This is a genomic window from Bradyrhizobium sp. I71 (genome assembly GCF_022354745.1).
In the GTDB taxonomy this organism is placed as follows: Bacteria; Pseudomonadota; Alphaproteobacteria; order Rhizobiales; family Xanthobacteraceae; genus Bradyrhizobium; species Bradyrhizobium liaoningense.
This window is the reverse complement of sequence record NZ_CP059398.1, coordinates 1,071,398-1,089,144: the sequence shown is the minus strand read 5'-3', so window position 1 is coordinate 1,089,144 and position 17,747 is coordinate 1,071,398. Positions and strand designations below refer to the sequence as shown.

Sequence of the window (17,747 nt, the reverse complement as noted above, 5' to 3'; positions counted from 1 at the left end):
TGTAACGATCACCACGATATCGACCGAATCGCAATTGGTTTGATGGCGCCCGACTCACAAATCCCCATCGCTGCAGCCAGCAAGCGGCGATTCGCCGTGAGCCTCGCCCTGTTCTATTCGGCCATCTTCGCGGTCTCGGGCACGCATCTGCCGTTCTTTCCGGTCTGGCTGAAGGCGATCGGCATCGACGCGGCCTGGATCGGGCTCATCAACGCGCTGCCGGCGATCACGCGCTTCACCACGCTGCCGCAGGTCACCGCGTTTGCCGAGAAGCGGCATGCCATTCGCGCTGCCATGATGGTGTCGGTGCTGGCGACCGCGGTCGGCTTCACGGCGCTCGGATTGCAGCAGCAGCCGCTGGCATTGTTCCTGATCTATGCGCTGACCTGCATGATGTGGACACCGACGATGCCGCTCACCGATGCCTATGCGCTGCGCGGTGTCGCCCGCTACGGGCTCGACTACGGACCCCTGAGGCTATGGGGCTCGGCGGCCTTCGCCGCGGGCTCGCTCGCCTGCGGCTATCTCGTCGACGTCATCGCGGCGCGCGATCTGATCTGGGTCATCGTGGCCTGGGCGGTCGTTGCGGTGCTCGCCAGCTTGCTGCTGCAGCCGCTCGACGATGTCAGGCACAGGACGACGGAGCGGCATGCCGGCACGGCGCTGCTGCGCGATGCCGGCTTCTGGGCGATCATCGCCGCGGCCGCGCTGATCCAGGGCAGCCACGTCGCCTATTACACCTTCTCGGCCATCAACTGGCAGCTCCATGGCATCAGTGGATTGACCATCGCCGGCCTGTGGACGCTGGGCGTGATCGCCGAGATCGTCGTGTTCGCGCTGTCGCCGCGCTTCTCGCTGCATCCGTCCACGATGATGGCGATCGGGGGGCTCAGCGCCGTCGTGCGCTGGGTCGTCACCGCCAGCGAGCCGCCGCTGGCACTGCTCGCGGTCGTGCAGCTCGGCCACGGCTTCAGCTTCGGCATGACCATCCTCGGCACCATGAGTCTCCTGGTGCGGCGTGTGCCGCAGCACCAGATCGCGCGGGGGCAGGGCTACTATGCCGCGTGCAACGGCCTCCTGGGGGCTGCGACCTCGATCGCGTCGGGCGCGATCTACGCCCGCATCGGTGACGGCCTGTATTACGTGATGGCCGCGATGGCGGCCGCCGGTGCGCTCGTGATCTGGTCAGCGCGGCACCGCCTCACGGCTCATCCCCACAGCGAAGAATCCGGCGGATAAACCAGACTGCCGTCGTAACGCAGGCCGTGGTCACGGTCGCGCGCCAGCAGCAGCGGTCCGTCGAGATCGACGAAGCGCGCCTGCGGGGTGATCAGCATCGCCGGCGCCATCGACAGTGAGGTCGCGACCATGCAGCCGATCATGATCTCGAAGCCGAGCGCCTGTGCGGCATCGGCCATGGCAAGCGCCTCGGTGAGGCCACCGGTCTTGTCGAGCTTGATGTTCACGGCATCGTAGCGTTCGCGCAGGGGCGCGAGCGAGGAGCGGTCATGCACGCTCTCGTCGGCGCAGACCGCGATCGGACGCCTGATCCGCGCCAGCGCCTCGTCCTTGCCTGCCGGCAACGGCTGCTCCACCAGCGTGACGCCGGCCGCGGCGCAGGCGGCGAGGTTGTGCTCCAGATCAGCCTCGGTCCATGCCTCGTTGGCGTCGACGATCAGCTCGGATTCGGGGGCGGCCTTGCGCACCGCTGCGATCCGCTCCGGATCGCCGTCGCCGCCGAGCTTGATCTTGAGCAGCGGCCGGTGCGCCGCCTTGGCGGTCGCCGCGGCCATGGCCTCGGGGGCCGCTAACGAGATCGTGTAGGCGGTGATGCGCTCTCCGGGCGTCGGGCGGCCGAGCAGGTTCCAGGCCCGCAGGCCCGCCGCCTTGGCCTCGAGGTCAATCAGGGCGCAATCCAGGGCGTTGCGGGCCGCACCGGGGGGCATGGCGGCCTGGAGGGCCTGCCGGGTGAGCCCGCCCGCGAGGGCCTGCTGCATGGCCTGAATGGCGGCCAGCGTCGCCTCGGGCGTCTCGCCGTAGCGGGGATAGGGCACGCACTCGCCGCGGCCGGTCAGGCCGTCCCGGCTTACCTCCGCCACGACGGTCACGGCCTCGGTCTTGGCCCCTCGGCTGATGGTGAAGCTGCCTGCGATCGGGAAGCGCTCGATTCGCGCCGCCAAGGCTGCAAATTTCAAGGAAGTCATTTTGAACTCTGGCGAAATCTGAACCGGCTAGTTACCTCTATCAACTAACATTAACCACTTGGGGATACCTTCTCTGGGTAAGGGCGCGTGCGCAACAATCTGATTTTCTCCGCCCCGATACGGGAGCGGATATCTTGAGCAGCGATCCGAAGCTCGAACGGATTGCCAAGGGCAACGCGCTGGCACTTTGCGCTACCGGGACCTGGACCGCGAGCTTCGCGCCGGTCCTGGAGCGGATGGTGGCTGACGCCGAGAAGCTCGCAGGCACCCCGCAAAGCATCTTCATCGACGTCTCCGAGGTCGCCAAGCTCGATACTTTCGGCGCCTGGCTGATCGAGCGGCTGCGCCGCAGCCTGACCCAGGGCGCTGTCGAGGCGCAGATCGCGGGCCTCTCCGCCAATTATTCCAGCCTCGTGGACGAGGTGCGGCGGGTGCGGGCGACCCAGGTGGACGACAGCAGCACGATCACCATCTCCGGCATGCTGGAGCAGATCGGCCGGACCGTGGCCGGTGTGGCCGGGACCGTGACAGGCCTCGTCGACATGCTCGGCGCGGTGCTCGCGGCGGGGATTCGCGTATTGATCCACCCGCGCTCGTTCCGCCTGACCTCGACCGTGCACCACATGGAGCAGGTCTGCTGGCGCGCGGTGCCGATCATCGTGCTGATCACCTTCCTGATCGGCTGCATCATCGCGCAACAAGGCATCTTCCATTTCCGCCGCTTCGGCGCCGACATCTTCGTCGTCGACATGCTGGGCGTCTTGGTGCTGCGCGAGATCGGCGTGCTGCTGGTCGCGATCATGGTCGCGGGCCGCTCCGGCAGCGCCTACACCGCCGAGCTCGGTTCGATGAAGATGCGCGAGGAGATCGACGCGCTGCGCACCATGGGCTTCGATCCGATCGAGGTCCTGGTGCTGCCGCGCATGCTGGCGCTGGTGCTGGCGCTGCCGATCCTTGCTTTCCTCGGTGCGATGGCCGCGCTCTATGGCGGCGGTCTGGTTGCCTGGCTCTATGGCGGCGTCGAGCCCGAGGCCTTCCTGCTGCGCCTGCGCGACGCCATCTCGATCGATCATTTCATCGTCGGCATGGTGAAGGCGCCGGTGATGGCCGCGGTGATCGGCATCGTCGCCTGCGTCGAAGGGCTCGCCGTGCAGGGCAGCGCGGAATCGCTCGGTCAGCACACCACCGCATCGGTGGTGAAGGGCATCTTCTTCGTCATCGTCATGGACGGCGTGTTCGCCATCTTCTTCGCCTCGATCGGGATGTGACGATGGCAGGCGAGATTCAGGATCCCATCATCCGCGTCCGCGACATCACCGTGCAGTTCGGCACGACGCGCGTGCTCGACGGGCTCAATCTCGACGTCAAGCGCGGCGAGATTTTGGGATTTGTCGGCCCATCAGGTGCGGGCAAATCCGTGTTGACGCGCACGATCATCGGTCTGGTGCCGAAAATTGCCGGCTCGATCGAGGTGTTCGGCGTCGACCTCGATTCCTCCAGCACGTCGCAGCGGCGCAACGTCGAGCGGCGCTGGGGCGTGCTGTTCCAGCAGGGCGCGCTGTTCTCCTCGCTCACCGTCGGGCAGAACATCCAGTTTCCGATGCGCGAATATTTGCGCGTCTCGCAGCGTCTGATGGACGAGATCACCATGGCCAAGCTCACGATGGTCGGGCTCAAGCCCGAAGTCGCCGAGCGTTTCCCGTCCGAGCTCTCCGGCGGCATGATCAAGCGCGTGGCGCTGGCGCGGGCATTGTCGCTCGATCCGGACCTCGTCTTCCTGGACGAGCCGACCTCGGGCCTCGACCCGATCGGCGCCGGCGATTTCGACGAGCTGGTCAGGACCCTCCAGCGCACTTTGGGGCTGACGGTTTTCATGGTAACCCACGATCTCGACAGCCTTTACACCGCATGCGACCGCATCGCCGTTTTAGGGAACGGTAAGATCATTGCGGCAGGGTCGATCGCCGACATGCAGGCCTCGCAGCATCCCTGGCTGAGGCAGTATTTTCATGGCAAGCGCGCCCGCGCGGTCATGGGTTGAAGAGCTGGGTCGAGTAGCCGGAGCACCTGATGGAAACGCGGGCGAATTACGTATTGATCGGCTCGTTCACGCTGGCGGTGATCGCCGCGGCGATCGGCTTCGTGCTGTGGTTCCAGTCGCTGCACACCACCAAGCAGCGCAGCCCTCTGCGCGTCGTGTTCGAGGGGCCCGCAGCGGGCCTGCGCAACGGCGGCAGCGTCAATTTCAACGGTATCAGGGTGGGCGAGGTGGTCTCGGTGAAGCTGGACAACCCGCGGCGGGTTGTCGCACTGGCCATGATCGAGAACAACGCGCCGATCCGCAAGGACACCCTGGTCGGCCTCGAATTCCAGGGCCTCACCGGGGTCGCCGCGATCTCGCTCAAGGGCGGCGACGAGGCCGCGGCCCCGCCGCCGCTCGACCAGGACGGCATCCCGACGCTCACCGCCGATCCCAACAAGCTGCAGGACGTCACCGAGGCGATCCGCGGCACGCTGCAGAACATCAACAAGATCGTCGCCGACAATCAGGAGTCGGTGAAGAACTCGCTCAAGAACCTCGAGACCTTCACCAACTCGCTGGCGCGCAATTCCGAGAAGATCGACGCCGTGATGGCCAAGGTCGACGGCGTCATGCTCAAGGCCGACAGTCTCATGCTCGGCCTCAACACGCTGGCCGGCGGCAAGGACGGCGGCGAGCTGTTCCAGGCGGTGAAGTCGATCCGCGAGCTGGCCGACGACTTCGACAAGCGCTCCGGCGCGCTGATGGCCGACGGCCGCCGCACCCTCGGCGACATCAGCCGCGCCGTGAACAATTTCGACCGCAACCCGACCCGCGTGCTGTTCGGCGCCAGCAACTCATCGCAGCCCGCCCCGCCGCCCGAGCCGCCGAAGCCGGCGGCGGCGCCGCCGCGGCGGCAGTAGGAGCGAGTAAGTTCGCTGCCTCGTGTCCCGGACGCGCTGCAACGCTCTTGCGTTGCTGCGCAGAGCCGGGATCCAGAAGACCGCACCGTGCGATGCCGCGCCATGGGCCCCGGCTCAGCAGCGCACCACGTCGCAAGGGGCGACGCGCTGCGCTGCGTCCGGGGCACGGGAGCGAGGATGAACGCAAAACAAAAACGGAGGCCACGAGGCCTCCGCTTTTCATTCGCCATTCGCTATTCGCGAGCTGCGCTTACCCCAGCCGGCCCGCCGCGTGCGCGAGCAGCGTGTACACCAGCCCCGTCTCCGAGGTGAGGTGGCTGCGCAGCTCCTGCGGGCCGCGGCCGTCGCGGGCGACCTCGTCGAGCAGGCGCTCGAACTCGGCGACGTAGCGGTCGACCGTGCCCTTGAAGTTGCGGTCGGCGCGGTACTTGCGGGCGACCTCGTCGAACGCCTTCTGGCCGGCGGGCGTGTAGAGGCGCTTGGTGAAGGCCTTGTTCTCGCCGCGCTGGTAGCGGTCCCACATCTCGGCGGCGAGGTTGCGGTCCATCAGCCGGCCGATGTCGAGCGACAGCGATTCCAGCGGATTGCCGCCACCTTGCGGGGCCTGCGGCAGCGGCGCGGGGGCAGGGCGGCCGCGGGCGGCCTCACGGCCGGTCGGAGCGCCCTGGTTGGCGTCCGTGCGGCTCAACAGGTCCGACAGCCAGCCGTCGCGGCCCTGGTCGTTGCCGGCGGGTGCGACCGGCGGCGCTTCGGTGCGGCGCGAGGGAGCCGGCATGCCGAGGTCCGGCGGCGGCAGCGTCGAGGCGCTGCCGGTGTCGCGCATGCGGGTCTCGGGAGCCCGGCCGCCGACGGCCGCCAACACCGGCTCTTCCTGGCGCTGCACGCTGGCGCGGCCCGCCGTGGTGACGTCGAGGCCGCGGCCATGCTGGGCCACGATGCGGTTGAGCTCGGCGAGGGCCTCGATCTGGTCGACGATCACCTTGCGCATCTGCGCGGTGCTCTCGGCAGCCTCCTGCGGCATCTCGAGCACGCCGCGGCGCAGCTCGTTGCGGGTGGCTTCGAGCTCGTTGTGCATCTCGAAGGCCATCTGCTTCATGCTGGAGACGAGGTTGGTGAACTTCTCGGTCGACTGCTTGAACATCGTATCCGCCTCGTCCGTGGTCTGGCGGTAGATGTCGTGCATCGCCTCGATGGTCTGGCGGTGCTCCTCCTCGGACGCCGCGCGCACCGCCTCGAACTGGCGGGTGATCGCGGCCGAGCCTGCGCCGGCGGTCTCGGCGACCACGCGGGCGATGTCGCGGGCGCGCTCTTCGGCGGCCGCAAGGGATTCATCGAGCAGTCCGGTGAAGCGCGACAGCCGCTGGTCCAGATCGGCGGTGCGCAGGTCGATGGTGGTGACGAGCGATTCCAGCGCCTGCTTGCGTTCGGCGAGCGAGGCGGTGGTGTTCTTGTTGCTCTGCTCGACGACCTGCGCGGCCTCGACCAGCGCCTGGCCGTGCTTGTCGAACTGGATCGACAGCTCGCCGAGATCCTGCAGCGCCTTGGTGGTCTTGCTGTTGAAGACGTTGAGCTGCTCTTCCAGGTTCTGCGTCGCATCGCCGTTGCGCGAGGTGACGTCGTTCATCGCCGAGACGAAGTCGGCGACGCGCGTCACCAGCGCCCGCTCGAGCGAGTTGAGGTTGTCGTGCGCACCGGTCAGCACCTCCTGGAGCAGGATGTTGCCTTCGCGCAGACGCTCGAACAGCGCCACGGTGTCGGTGCGCAGGATCTTGCTGGTCTCCTGCATCTCGGTGACGGCCGCGATCGAGACCTGGCGCGACTGGTCGATCGCGGAACGCGAGGCCTGCTCGAGGTCCTTGAGCGACTTGCCGACCGCGCTGGTGGCGATCTCGCTCGCCGCGTTGATGGTGCGGGCGACTTCCGAGCCGTTGCCCATCATGGTCTGCGAGAAGGCCTGGCCGCGCGTCTCGATCGACTTCAGCGCATCGGAGGTGACGCGGTCGATGTCGAGCGTGAGCTGGCTGGTCTTCGAGCCGATGGCGTCGACCAGCGCGCCGCGCTTGGCGTCGATCATGTTCGACAGGCGGTCGGCCTGCTGCTGCACATAGGTGACGATCTCGTCGGTCTTGCCGGTCATGGCCTGGCCGAAGCTGCTGCTGGCGGCGAGCACGGAGCGCTCGACGTCGGCCGAGCTCGACTTGACCCGCGAGCTCGCCTCGTTGGAGGCCGAGATCAGCGCGTTCTGGGCGTTGAGCGCGCTGGTCTGGATGTCGTTGGTCGCGTTGGCGGCCGCCGCGCTCAGCGTCCGCTCGATCTCGGTCGAGATCGTGCGGATCTGGCTCGCTGCGTCGGCCGAGGTCGAGGTCAGCGAGATCTGCGCCTCACGCGCGCTGCTGAGGATGGTCGAGGCGGTGTCGGCGCCGACCGCGGTCAGCGTGCGCTCGATGTCCGTCGTCAGCGACTTGATCTGGCTCGCCGCATCGCTCGAGGCGGAGATCAGCGAGCCCTGGGCCTCGCGAACGCCGCTGGTGAGCGCCTCGATGGTGGCGCCGCCGGCGGTCGCCAGCGCGCGCTGCATCTCGGCCGCGAGCGAACGGACCTGGCTGGTCTGTTCGGCCGAGACCGCGAGCAGGGTGCTCTGGGCGTCGCGGGCGCTGGTGGTGATCGTCTCGGCGGTCGACTGGCCGACCTGCGAGAGCGAACGATGCACTTCGGCCGCGAGCGACTTGACCTGGCTCGCCGCATCCGAGGACGCCGTGACCAGCGTGCTCTGAGCCTCGCGGGCGCCGCTCATGATGGTCTCGGCCGTCGAGGTGCCCGCCATCGTGAGCGAGCGCTGCATGTCCGAGGACAGCGCCTTGATCTGGTTGGCGGTCTCGGTCGAAGCCGCGACCAGCGCGCTCTGCGCATCGCGGGCGCCGGCGGTGATCGATTCCGCCGTGGTGGTGCCGGCCATGGTGAGCGAACGCTGCACGTCGGCGGTGAGAGTCTTGACCTGGTTGGCCGCGTCCGAGGAAGCGGTAACGAGGGTGGTCTGCACCTCGCGGGCGCCGGCCAGGATCGAGGCTGCGGTGGCAGCGCCGGCTGCCGACAGCGTGCGTTCGACGTCGGCCGCGAGCCCCTTGATCTGGTTGGAGGCATCGCCCGATGCCGCGACCAGCGTCGACTGCGCTTCGCGGGCGCTGGTCAGGATCGAGTTCGCCGCACCGGTGCCGACCGCGGTCAGCGCCTGCTCGACCTCGGCCGAGGTCATCCTGAGCTGGGCGTTGACGTCGGAGGAGACCGTCAGCAGCGACTGCTGAGCGGTGCGCGCGCCGGTCTGGATCGTCTCGCTGGTGTTGACGACGAGGTTGGTGAGCGAGCGCTCGGCGTCCTCGACATGCGAGCGGATCGCGGTCGAGATCATCTCGGCGCGGGACATCATGTCCTCGCTGGCCTGGCGTCCGCTGCTCTCGATGCGGCCGGCGACGGCCTCGACGCGCGAGCCGAGCAGGTCCTCGAACTGCGCCACGCGCACGTCGATGTCGCTGGCGACCGAGCCGACCTTGGTCTCGATGGCCTGATGGATCTCCTGGAAGCGCGCCGTGACCGTGTCGGTCAGGTGCGTGCTGCGTCCGTCGATGATCTCGGTGACGCCGGTGATGCGGCGGTCGACCGCCTCGATCGCCTGCGCGGTGCCGTCCGTGAGCGTCGAGCTCAGCAGCGTGAGGCGCGTGTCGATCGACTGCACGGCCTGCGAGGCGCCGTTGGTCACGGCGGTGGTCAGGTAGGTGAGGCGGGAATCGATGGATTCGAGCGCCTGCGTCGCGCCGCCGGTGAGCGTCGTCGTGAGGTGCGTCAGCCGCGTGTCGATCGACTGGATGGTCTGGGATGCGCCGTCGGTCAGCGAGGTCGTGAGGTAGGTGAGGCGGCTGTCGATCGACTGGATCGCCTGCGCGGCACCGTCGGTCAGCGACGTCGCCAGCGTGTTGATGCGTCCGTCGATGGTTTCGGTCATGGACTTCGCGCGGCTGTCGAACGACTGTTCGAGCGCGGCGACCCGGCCGACGAGCTGGTCGTCGAAGGTCCTGATGTGGCCTTCGATCGTGCCGTCGAGGCTGGCGATCTTGCCGTTCAGCGAGGCGTCGAGATTGCTGACGCGTTCGCCGACCGTGGTCTCGAATTGCACGAGGCGCTGGTCGAGCACCGCCGTGATCTCGCCGCCGTTCGCCGTGAAGCGGGTATCGAAATTGTCGACATAGGTCTTCAGCGTCTCGGCGATGTCCTGCGTGCGCTGGCCCATGCGCTCGACGATCTCGCCGCCGAAGGTCTTCACGGTGCGATCGAACTCGGAGATGTGGCGCGTGATCAGCGCGCCCAGTGTGCCGGAGTCGCGGGCGAACTTCTCGACCAGCTCGGTGCCCTGGTTCCTCACCAGCTCGTCGAAGGCGCTCATCTGCAGCGACAGCGAGTCGTGCGCGGTCTCGGTCTGGCTGACGACCTTGGCGACCAGGGTGTTGACGGTGGCGTCGAGCGCCTCGCTCGCCTTGTCGCCGCTCGTCATGATGTGGTTGGCGAGCCGGTTGCCGGCGTCGTCGATCTTGGCCGAGAGGTCGTTGGAGCGCAGCTCGAGCTCGAGCAGCAGCGAGTCCGACGAATTCTTCAGGGAATCGTGCACCTGCTCGGTACGCTCGGAGATGCCGTCGACGATCGCGGCGGAGCGCTGCTCGAATTCGCCGGTGATGCGGTCGATGCGCTCGTTCAGCATCTCGTGGACGCGGTCGGCGAGGTCGACGAACTCGTCGTGGACGTGGCCGGTCTTGAAGTTGAGGCTGGTGGTCAGCCGCTCGCTGGCGTCGAGCACCGCGCGCGTGGTCTCGTTGCTGGCTTCCTCGAGGCGGTCGAGCAGGTCGCCGCCGCGCTCGCCGAGCGCCAGGATCATGTTGTCACCGGCATTGCTCAGCGCCTGCGTGATGTGGGCCCCGCGCTCTTCGAGCGCGCCGGTGATAGACTTCGCAACCTCGTCGACGCGGGAGGCGATCGCATCGGAGATCAGCGCGATGTCGTGGCGCAGATCGATCTGCACGCCGGAGATGGCGCTGCGGACCTGCTCGGCCTGGCCGACCAGATTGTCGCGCTGATGCGCGATGTCCTGGAGCAGGGCGCGGATGCGCACCTCGTTGTCGCTATAGGCGCGCTCCAGCGCGGCGACCTCGTTGGCGACCAGCGTCTCGAGCTCGCCGGCGCGCGCAATCGCGCGCTCGATGCCGTCGCCCATCGCCGCGACCTCGCGGCGGATGGCCTGGCCGACGGTGACCATGGAATCGGAGGCCGAGCCTTCGGGCTCGGAGAAGCGGATCGCGACCTGCGCCATCGCCTGCGCGATCATGCGCATTTCCTGGCCGCGCCAGACGAGGCTGGCGAGGAAGTAGAACAGCATGATCGGCGCGAAGACCATCGCGATCAGGCCGGCGATGACGAGGACGCCGCCGCTCTGGCCCATGGCGGCCTGGATCGAGGGCAGGAAGCCGACGGTCAGCGCGGCGCAGGCGGCGAGCCAGACGCCGGCGAAGATGGTGGCGAAGGTGTAGACGCTGCGGGCAGGGCGGCCCTTCTGAAGCGCCTGGAGCAGCTGGCCGATGGTCTCGCGGTCGTCATTCGCGGCGCGGCGCGATGAGAGCGGCTCCTCGACCGTATCAAACACGGTCGAGCGCTCATTGGCGGCCGGTCGCGGCTCGAAGCTCGGTTCGTCGAAGATCGGGGGCGCCGGCGGCACCGGGGGCGCCGCTTCGTTGCGCGCGGTGGCGTTGCGACTGGTATCGGCAGCCGTGTCACTGATGTTCAGGGCTTCCTGGATCGCAGAAAGCGCAACTTCTGTGGGGTCTTTGACCTTTTTCGGAGTGTTCGCCATGTTCAGTCCGAGCCCTCGTTACTTGTACGCGTCCCCCCGCGAGCCCTGCGCTCGGCGCAAGCCCACAGACCGGATCATGCCGCTTGCGCGGATCTCCGAGCCGTTCCCACCCGGACGGCTTGTCCGCCAATTTCCGCAACATCCTATTGGCAGAGCGTCGCGAATGAAATGCCTGCGATTAAGACAATCTTAATCATCGTTAACAGGATCGCGCCCTAACGCCTTAGCAATAAATGCAATTCTCCACCGGACTCGGCAGATTGCGGCAACTTTCCGTCAACAAGCGGGCAGATCTGCGTCAAACGGCTGGAACATTTCGTTAACCATTTTCGTGCTTGGCTGAGGGAACCTGACCGCCGGACCGGCGGCCGCCGCGCGACGCCGGGGCCTGCGCCATGACGCCTGAACTGCAACGGATGGACTGGATGCCTTCGCCCCCGCTTGCACCGATCGACAGTCCGCTCGACCTCGATCACCTCTCCCGGATGACGCTCGGCGACATTGAACTGGAGCGAGAAGTGCTGGCGATGTTCGCCGAGCAGGCGGGCCGCCTGCTCGCGGCGATGGCTGCGAGTCCGGCCGATGCCGGCGCGCTCGCGCACAAGCTCAAAGGTTCGGCGCGCGGGATAGGCGCCTTTGCGGTGGCCGATGCCGCAGCCGGCCTGGAGTGTGCGATCCGGACCGGCCATGACCGGTCCCATGCCTTCGCCGCTCTGAAAGAGGCGGTGACCGAGGCCCGCGCCGCCATCGAGGCGATCCTGAAGCCGTAAGCCCGATACGGTCGGAGACGGGCCCCTAGTCTTTTGTTTTGACGCGTTTTCTTCCCGCAAAGCGGGAATCATTCTTCGCATCAAAACGCTATGGCGCCGGGCTAACCGACCCGTTATAGGACAGCCCGGACCCTCCTTCATTCCCAGCACCGCGGCAGTACGAGCACACATGGCCAAGATTCACTTTGTCGACCACAAGGGCGAAACCCGCACGGTAGAAATCGAGAACGGCGCAACCGTGATGGAAGCCGCGATCCGCAACAGCATTCCCGGTATCGAAGCCGAATGCGGCGGCGCCTGCGCCTGCGCGACCTGCCATGTCTATGTCGACGAAGCCTGGCGCGAGAAGGTCGGCAGCCCGACGCCGATGGAAGAGGACATGCTCGACTTCGGCTTCGACGTGCGCCCGAATTCGCGCCTGTCTTGCCAGATCAAGGTTTCCGACGACCTCGACGGTCTCGTGGTGGCGACGCCGGAACGTCAGGCCTGATCGTCCCTCGCCAATTCAACTGCGCGGTGCCGCGACCTCGATTCCGCGCTTGTGCCAGGGTCTGAGCTTCTCGATCACCTCTGCGGTGAGCGGCGCGGGTCGCCGCGTGGCCTCGTCGAGCAGGACGCCGACCGACGTCGCTGACGCAATGCACGTCCCGTTCGAGAACACGACCTGTTCGAAGGTCACGGACGTCCGTCCAAGCTTCACCACCCCAAGGCCAAGCTCGATCGCATTCGGCCAGTGCAGCTCGGCGCGAAAATGCATGTCGAGCCGCACCATGATCCAGGCGAGACCCGGCGGGGTCAGCCCGTATTCGGGAAGCTTCATCAGCGTGACACGGCCGGTTTCGAAATAGGTGGCGTAGACCGCGTTGTTGACGTGCTGGTTCGGGTCAAGGTCGCCGAAGCGGACGTTGTCGCTGAGGCGAAACGGAAAGTCCTCAAGGCGCGGCGTCATGTCGAGGCGGGCGGGTGCGTTCACCGATTGATCTCCGTCATATCCAACCTCGTTACAACCCAGTTATTTTGGCCCGGCAAGTGGGCGCGGCTGCGGGGCGCTCCCGCTTTTATGCCTTCCCTGTTCCATCCCCGTTGGCTAGACAGGCAGGGTCACCTCTGCCCGACGGGCGCCGTCCAACCGATAACGACCAACAAAGAGACGACATGAGCGACGTGATCAAAACCGATGTGCTGATTATTGGCGCCGGCCCTTGCGGTCTGTTCGCCGCCTTCGAGCTCGGCCTTCTCGACATGAAGACGCATTTTGTCGACATCCTCGACAAGGTCGGCGGCCAGTGTGCCGAGCTCTATCCGGAAAAACCGATCTACGACATTCCCGGCATTCCGCATGTCTCCGGGCAGGGACTCACCGACGCGCTGATGGAGCAGATCAAGCCGTTTCATCCGACCTTCCATCTCGGTGAGATGGTCGAGACCGTGGAGAAGATTGGCGATCCCGCCTTCCGCTGCACCACGGATGCCGGCAAGGTGTTCGAATGCAAGGTGGTGGTGATCGCGGCCGGCGGCGGCTCGTTCCAGCCCAAGCGTCCGCCGGTGCCGGGCATCGAGGCCTATGAAGGCACTTCGGTTCATTACGCCGTGCGCAAGATGGAGACGTTCCGCGACAAGAACGTGCTGGTCGTCGGCGGCGGCGACTCCGCGCTCGACTGGACGCTCAACCTGCATCCCTTGGCCAAGCGCATCACGCTGTTGCACCGACGGGACGAGTTTCGCGCCGCACCCCACAGCGTCGAGCAGATGCGCGCGCTGGTTGCCGGCGGCAAGATGGATCTGCGCCTCGGCCAGGTCACCGCGCTCTCCGGCGCTGACGGCCGGCTCACCGGCGCGACCATCAAGGGCAATGACAACAGCGTGAGCGAAATCGCCTGCGATACCATGCTGCCGTTCTTCGGGCTGACGATGAAGCTCGGCCCGGTCGCGAACTGGGGCATTGCGCTGGAGAACAATCTGGTGCCGGTCGAGACATCCGCGTTCGAGACCAACGTATCAGGCATCTTCGCCATCGGCGACATCAACACCTATCCGGGCAAGCTGAAGTTGATCCTGTGCGGCTTCCACGAGGGCGCGCTGATGTCGCAAAAAGCCCATCGCTACGTCTATCCGGAGAAGCGGCTCGTGTTCCAGTACACGACTTCGTCCTCCAGCCTGCAAAAGAAGCTCGGTGTCAACTGAGGGAACGCAGTGGGGAGGCGGTGCCCCATGTTTCTGGTGCTGGAACCGTTCGCGAAATCGCCGTAGTCTGCGGCCATTCCGGTCGTGGAATAGCAAGGTGATCTCATGCGGAATTTTTCCAGCTTTCGGCTGCTCTCCTTCCTCGCGCTCGCATTGTCGCTCGCGACGGTGAGCCCGTGTGCGGCGCAGACCACCGAGCCCACGGCGGCGGGCCTCTGGCAGAAGGTCGAAGACGGCAAGACAGTCGGATGGTTCCTCTTCATCGACCGCAACGGCGTCTTCGAAGGTGTGATCGCAAAGACCTTCCCGCGGCCAACCGACAACCCGAACGAGGTTTGCAGCAAGTGCACCGACGATCGCAAGAACGCGCCGGTGCTCGGCATTTCATTCGTCCGCAACATGAAGCGCGAAGGATTGAAGTACGAAGGTGGCAACGTGCTTAATCCGCGCGACGGTCAGATCTGGAAGGCCAACATGCGGATCAGCCCCGACGGCCAGACCCTGACGCTGCGCGGCTATCTCGGCATCGCGCTGCTCGGCAAGGACGAGACCTGGACGCGCCTGCCGGATGCCAACATCGCGCAGATCGATCCCGCCATCGTGGCAAAATATCTCCCTGCGCAGGCCGCCGCCGCAAAGCCGACGGCACCAGCGGCGAAGAAGGGCGGTGCGATGATGGCGCCGCCGAAGCAGTAGAGGCGTACTGCGCGCACTGTGCCGCCTCGACGGCCGTAGCTTCGGCGCAAGCTCGTTCCCCGCCACCGGCTCTTGCCTTCGGCGAGCCCGGTGACAGGCTCCAGTGGCGTAGCCAGTGCGGTATCGCTCCCTCCTCATCCCTGAACGGCCCGTGCGGCCACGTTCGCCCAAAGGGGAACGTGTGCCGGCTTCGCTCCAGTAGTTCCCCGGAATGCGCGCTGGCGCTGGATTTGCATAGCTGTCGGCAAAGCTGCTGGGGGAGCGAGTCGCCGTCTCCACGCCCGCCGCGCACCACGCGGAGGGCGGACGGCAGCGTTTGCCTCGCGGCGATCACTTCGACCGCGGAGACGACATGAGACCTGCCATATCAGGCGCGGCCACGCTGCTGGGGTTGACGACGCTGCTCGCGGCTTCGGCGCTGGCGCGCGACGACGGCCGCTACGCCAACTCGCCCCTGAAACCCTGGTTCGAGAGTCTGCACAGCGAATTCGGGCAGTGCTGCTCGGATGCCGACGGCTACGTCATTGCCGACGTCGATTGGGAGTCGGATCGCGGCCGCTACCGCGTGCGGATCGACGACGAATGGGTCGTGGTGCCCGACGGTGCCGTGATCACCGTGCCGAACAAGTTCGGCCGCACCATGGTCTGGAAGCACTATATCGACGGTCATCCGCGCGTGCGCTGCTTCATGCCGGGCAGCATGACCTAGACGCCATAAGACTTCGATGTCGTTCCGGGACGACGCGGGAGCGTCGAACCCGGAATCCGGAGGTCGTTGCGCGAGATTCTCAGGTGCGCAATGGCGCACCAGAGTTCGCACGTCGTGCGCCGTGGAACGACGATAACCGGCTCAACGCTCTTGCAGATCGAGCTGCGAAGATCTGACCGGGGCGGCGGCGGGAAAGCGCAGGCTCATCGTCGTGCCGCTGCCGGGCGTGGAAGAGGCGAGCAACTCGCCGCCGTGGGCGGCCATGATCTCGCGGACGATCGACAGGCCGAGGCCTGCGCCGTCGCCGGCGGTGTTGCCGGTCTGAAACGGCTCGATCAGCTTGTGTCCGGCGCCATCGGGCAGGCCCGCACCGTCATCGTGGATCGAAACGCCATCGCGGCTGAGCATGGCGACGATGCGGCGCGCGCCACGGGCGTGGATGAGGGCGTTGCCGACGAGATTGGCGAGGGCGCTGCGAACCGCGGCGTCCACGCCCTGGACCAGGAACGGACCATCCCCGTCGCGCTCCAGCGCAAGCTCGATGCCGGCATCCAGCGCCGAGGGACTGAAATCGGCGAGTACCTCCAGCGTGATCTGGGCCAGGTCGATCGGTCTTGTCTCGATCGCATGATTTTGCAGCCTCGCCAGGTCGAGCATGGCGGAGACCAGCGAGGTGAGGCGGCGGACATCGCGTACCAGCTCGGCCTTCAGGCCCGGCTCGGGCACGTCGTCGATCTTGGCGCGCAGCAGCGTCAGTGGCGTGCGGAGCTGATGGGCTGCATTGCCGAGAAAGCGGCGCTGCATCCGGATATAGGCGTCGATCTCGCCGAAGGCGCGGTTCAGCGCCTCGACCAGGGGCTTCAACTCGGAGGGGACTTCCGACAGGGGGATCAGACCTTGCGGTGCTGCAGGGTCGATCGCAAGCGCGCGAAGCGCTACCCGTTCGATGCCGCGCGAGACGAATCGTGCGGCCAGTGCCGCGCCGACGGCGATCGTCGCTGCGAAGGCCAGCGCCACGATCAGGATCGAGAAAATGTTGCGATACAGGAAGCTCACTGCGATCCAGTGGAACCGGACCTGGGATTTTCCTGCCATCATCGTGAATTGCAGCGCGCCCTGCTGCATCATGGCAAGGCAGAAGGTGCTCTTCTGGTCGAGTGTGTTGAAGACGGAAATGCCGACCGGCCCGTGACGGGGCAACGCGAAGGGAAGGGCAGGCCGGCGTTCGCTGCCGTACTCACTGATCAGATCGCCGATGGACACGACGTACCAGAGTTGCGGGCTCTTCGCCTTCAACTCCTCGAGGACCCGCGTTGGGCGGACCGTCAGAGTGTTGCCTTCGATCACGGTGGCATTCTTGAGAATGGAGGCTACGACCCGACACGCCCTGAACTCGCGTTCGTCCACCGGATAGCGCCAGACGAAGACGCCGAGCATGATCAGGAAGATCGTCGTCGCGGCGATGCCGAGCGACAGCGCGAAGGTCCGGGCGATCGATCTCATCGCGGTGTCGCCAGCCGCAGGATGTAGCCAATGCCGCGCATGCTGCGGATCTCGACGTCACCGCCGAGCTCGGTCAGCTTCTTCCTCAGGCGGGAAACCTGCGCTTCCAGCGTGTTGGACTCGATCTCGTCGTCGAAGCCGTAGATCTCCTCGATCAGCGCGGCGCGGGTGATGACGCGGTCGCGGCGCATCAGCAGTGCCCCCAGGATCAGTGCCTCGCGTCGCCGCAGCAGGATCTTCCTGTCGGCGACCACGACTTCGTTGCTGCCGAGATGCAGCTCGACATTGCCGAGCGAGAGCACGGAGGGCGCGAGCAGCCGGGGCCGTCGCAACACGGCGCGCACGCGCGCGATCAGTTCCTGAGGCTCGAACGGTTTTCCGAGATAGTCGTCGGCGCCACCGTTGAGGCCGTCGACGACGTCCTCCTTGGCGTCCTTGGACGTCAGCATGATGATCGCCGGGCGCTCCGGCGATTGGCTCAGCGCCGTGACGACCTGGAGCGCATCGCCGTCGGGCAGCATGCGGTCGACGATCGCGAGGTCATATTTGAAGTTTTCCAGCGCCTGGCGGGCATCAGCGATCGAGCCGACGAGGTCGACGATACCGTGCAGTTGCTCGAGCAGCCGGCTGATATAGGCGCCGATCTGCGGTTCGTCTTCGATCACGAGGGAGCGCACGTGGGTCGTCCTTGACTCTGCTGGGGCAACAAGACCTGACCGTGACGCTCCCTGGCCGACGCCTGGCGTTTCGGCTCGTGCGCTAGGGTTCCATTAGGGCAGCGAGCTTGGCGAATAAAAGGCAGGAACGGGAGAGTTCGCGGGCACCGCCCGTCAAGATTTGAGGGCGCG

At 66.5% G+C, this 17,747-nt stretch carries 14 protein-coding genes; 9 read left to right on the top strand and 5 right to left on the bottom strand.

Annotated features, from left to right (window positions below; all coding sequences use genetic code 11):
* The first annotated feature begins 42 nt into the window (after positions 1-42).
* Positions 43-1,239, top strand: a complete 1,197-nt coding sequence (locus FJV43_RS05430; protein ID WP_239625188.1) for a major facilitator superfamily domain-containing protein 6 — start codon at positions 43-45, stop codon at positions 1,237-1,239.
* Here the strand turns inward: FJV43_RS05430 and dgcA are convergent.
* Positions 1,209-2,204 (bottom strand): N-acetyl-D-Glu racemase DgcA, encoded by a 996-nt coding sequence (dgcA, locus tag FJV43_RS05425; RefSeq protein WP_239625186.1) that lies wholly within the window; start codon positions 2,202-2,204, stop codon positions 1,209-1,211. The genes FJV43_RS05430 and dgcA overlap by 31 nt on opposite strands.
* 134 nt (positions 2,205-2,338) lie before the next feature.
* Here dgcA and FJV43_RS05420 point away from each other — a divergent pair, with 134 nt between their 5' ends.
* The 3 genes from FJV43_RS05420 to FJV43_RS05410 are packed head-to-tail and all read left to right on the top strand — an operon-like array spanning position 2,339 to position 5,147.
* Positions 2,339-3,472: an ABC transporter permease gene (locus FJV43_RS05420; protein ID WP_239625184.1), complete on the top strand. Its 1,134-nt coding sequence runs from the start codon at positions 2,339-2,341 to the stop codon at positions 3,470-3,472.
* 2 nt (positions 3,473-3,474) lie between these two features.
* A complete protein-coding gene (locus tag FJV43_RS05415; protein WP_239625183.1) occupies positions 3,475-4,245 on the top strand; it encodes an ABC transporter ATP-binding protein in 771 nt (256 codons plus the stop codon).
* Positions 4,246-4,274: 29 nt separating this feature from the next.
* On the top strand, positions 4,275-5,147 hold the full coding sequence (locus FJV43_RS05410; RefSeq protein ID WP_239625181.1) for an MlaD family protein: 873 nt from the start codon (positions 4,275-4,277) through the stop codon (positions 5,145-5,147).
* A gap of 250 nt (positions 5,148-5,397) precedes the next feature.
* Here the strand turns inward: FJV43_RS05410 and FJV43_RS05405 are convergent, their stop codons facing one another.
* A complete protein-coding gene (locus FJV43_RS05405) occupies positions 5,398-11,037 on the bottom strand; it encodes a negative regulator of septation ring formation (RefSeq protein WP_239625180.1) in 5,640 nt (1,879 codons plus the stop codon).
* 395 nt (positions 11,038-11,432) lie between these two features.
* On the opposite strand from FJV43_RS05405, the gene FJV43_RS05400 reads away from it, so the two are divergent.
* Both FJV43_RS05400 and FJV43_RS05395 read left to right on the top strand, forming a co-directional pair.
* Positions 11,433-11,807, top strand: coding sequence for an Hpt domain-containing protein (locus FJV43_RS05400; protein ID WP_239625178.1), 375 nt, complete (start codon positions 11,433-11,435; stop codon positions 11,805-11,807).
* Between the two features lie 169 nt (positions 11,808-11,976).
* A complete protein-coding gene (locus FJV43_RS05395) occupies positions 11,977-12,297 on the top strand; it encodes a 2Fe-2S iron-sulfur cluster-binding protein (RefSeq protein WP_018642875.1) in 321 nt (106 codons plus the stop codon).
* A 15-nt stretch (positions 12,298-12,312) separates the two neighbouring features.
* Here FJV43_RS05395 and FJV43_RS05390 read toward each other — a convergent pair whose 3' ends face one another.
* Positions 12,313-12,780, bottom strand: coding sequence for a thioesterase family protein (locus tag FJV43_RS05390; RefSeq protein ID WP_239625177.1), 468 nt, complete (start codon positions 12,778-12,780; stop codon positions 12,313-12,315).
* A 182-nt stretch (positions 12,781-12,962) separates the two neighbouring features.
* On the opposite strand from FJV43_RS05390, the gene FJV43_RS05385 reads away from it, so the two are divergent.
* The 3 genes from FJV43_RS05385 to FJV43_RS05375 all read left to right on the top strand — a co-directional run bounded on the left by FJV43_RS05385 (position 12,963) and on the right by FJV43_RS05375 (position 15,396).
* Positions 12,963-13,991 carry an NAD(P)/FAD-dependent oxidoreductase gene (locus FJV43_RS05385; protein WP_239625175.1) on the top strand — a complete coding sequence of 343 codons (1,029 nt, stop codon included), beginning with the start codon at positions 12,963-12,965 and terminating at the stop codon, positions 13,989-13,991.
* A gap of 105 nt (positions 13,992-14,096) precedes the next feature.
* Positions 14,097-14,687 (top strand): DUF2147 domain-containing protein, encoded by a 591-nt coding sequence (locus FJV43_RS05380; protein ID WP_239625173.1) that lies wholly within the window; start codon positions 14,097-14,099, stop codon positions 14,685-14,687.
* Positions 14,688-15,039: 352 nt separating this feature from the next.
* On the top strand, positions 15,040-15,396 hold the full coding sequence (locus tag FJV43_RS05375) for a hypothetical protein (protein WP_028177426.1): 357 nt from the start codon (positions 15,040-15,042) through the stop codon (positions 15,394-15,396).
* A 141-nt stretch (positions 15,397-15,537) separates the two neighbouring features.
* Here FJV43_RS05375 and FJV43_RS05370 read toward each other — a convergent pair whose 3' ends face one another.
* Both FJV43_RS05370 and FJV43_RS05365 read right to left on the bottom strand, forming a co-directional pair.
* A complete protein-coding gene (locus FJV43_RS05370; protein WP_239625172.1) occupies positions 15,538-16,899 on the bottom strand; it encodes a HAMP domain-containing sensor histidine kinase in 1,362 nt (453 codons plus the stop codon).
* Complete coding sequence (locus FJV43_RS05365) at positions 16,896-17,576, bottom strand: response regulator transcription factor (protein WP_239625170.1); 681 nt, start codon at positions 17,574-17,576, stop codon at positions 16,896-16,898. Before FJV43_RS05365 ends, FJV43_RS05370 begins: the two co-directional genes overlap by 4 nt.
* Positions 17,577-17,747: the final 171 nt, after the last annotated feature.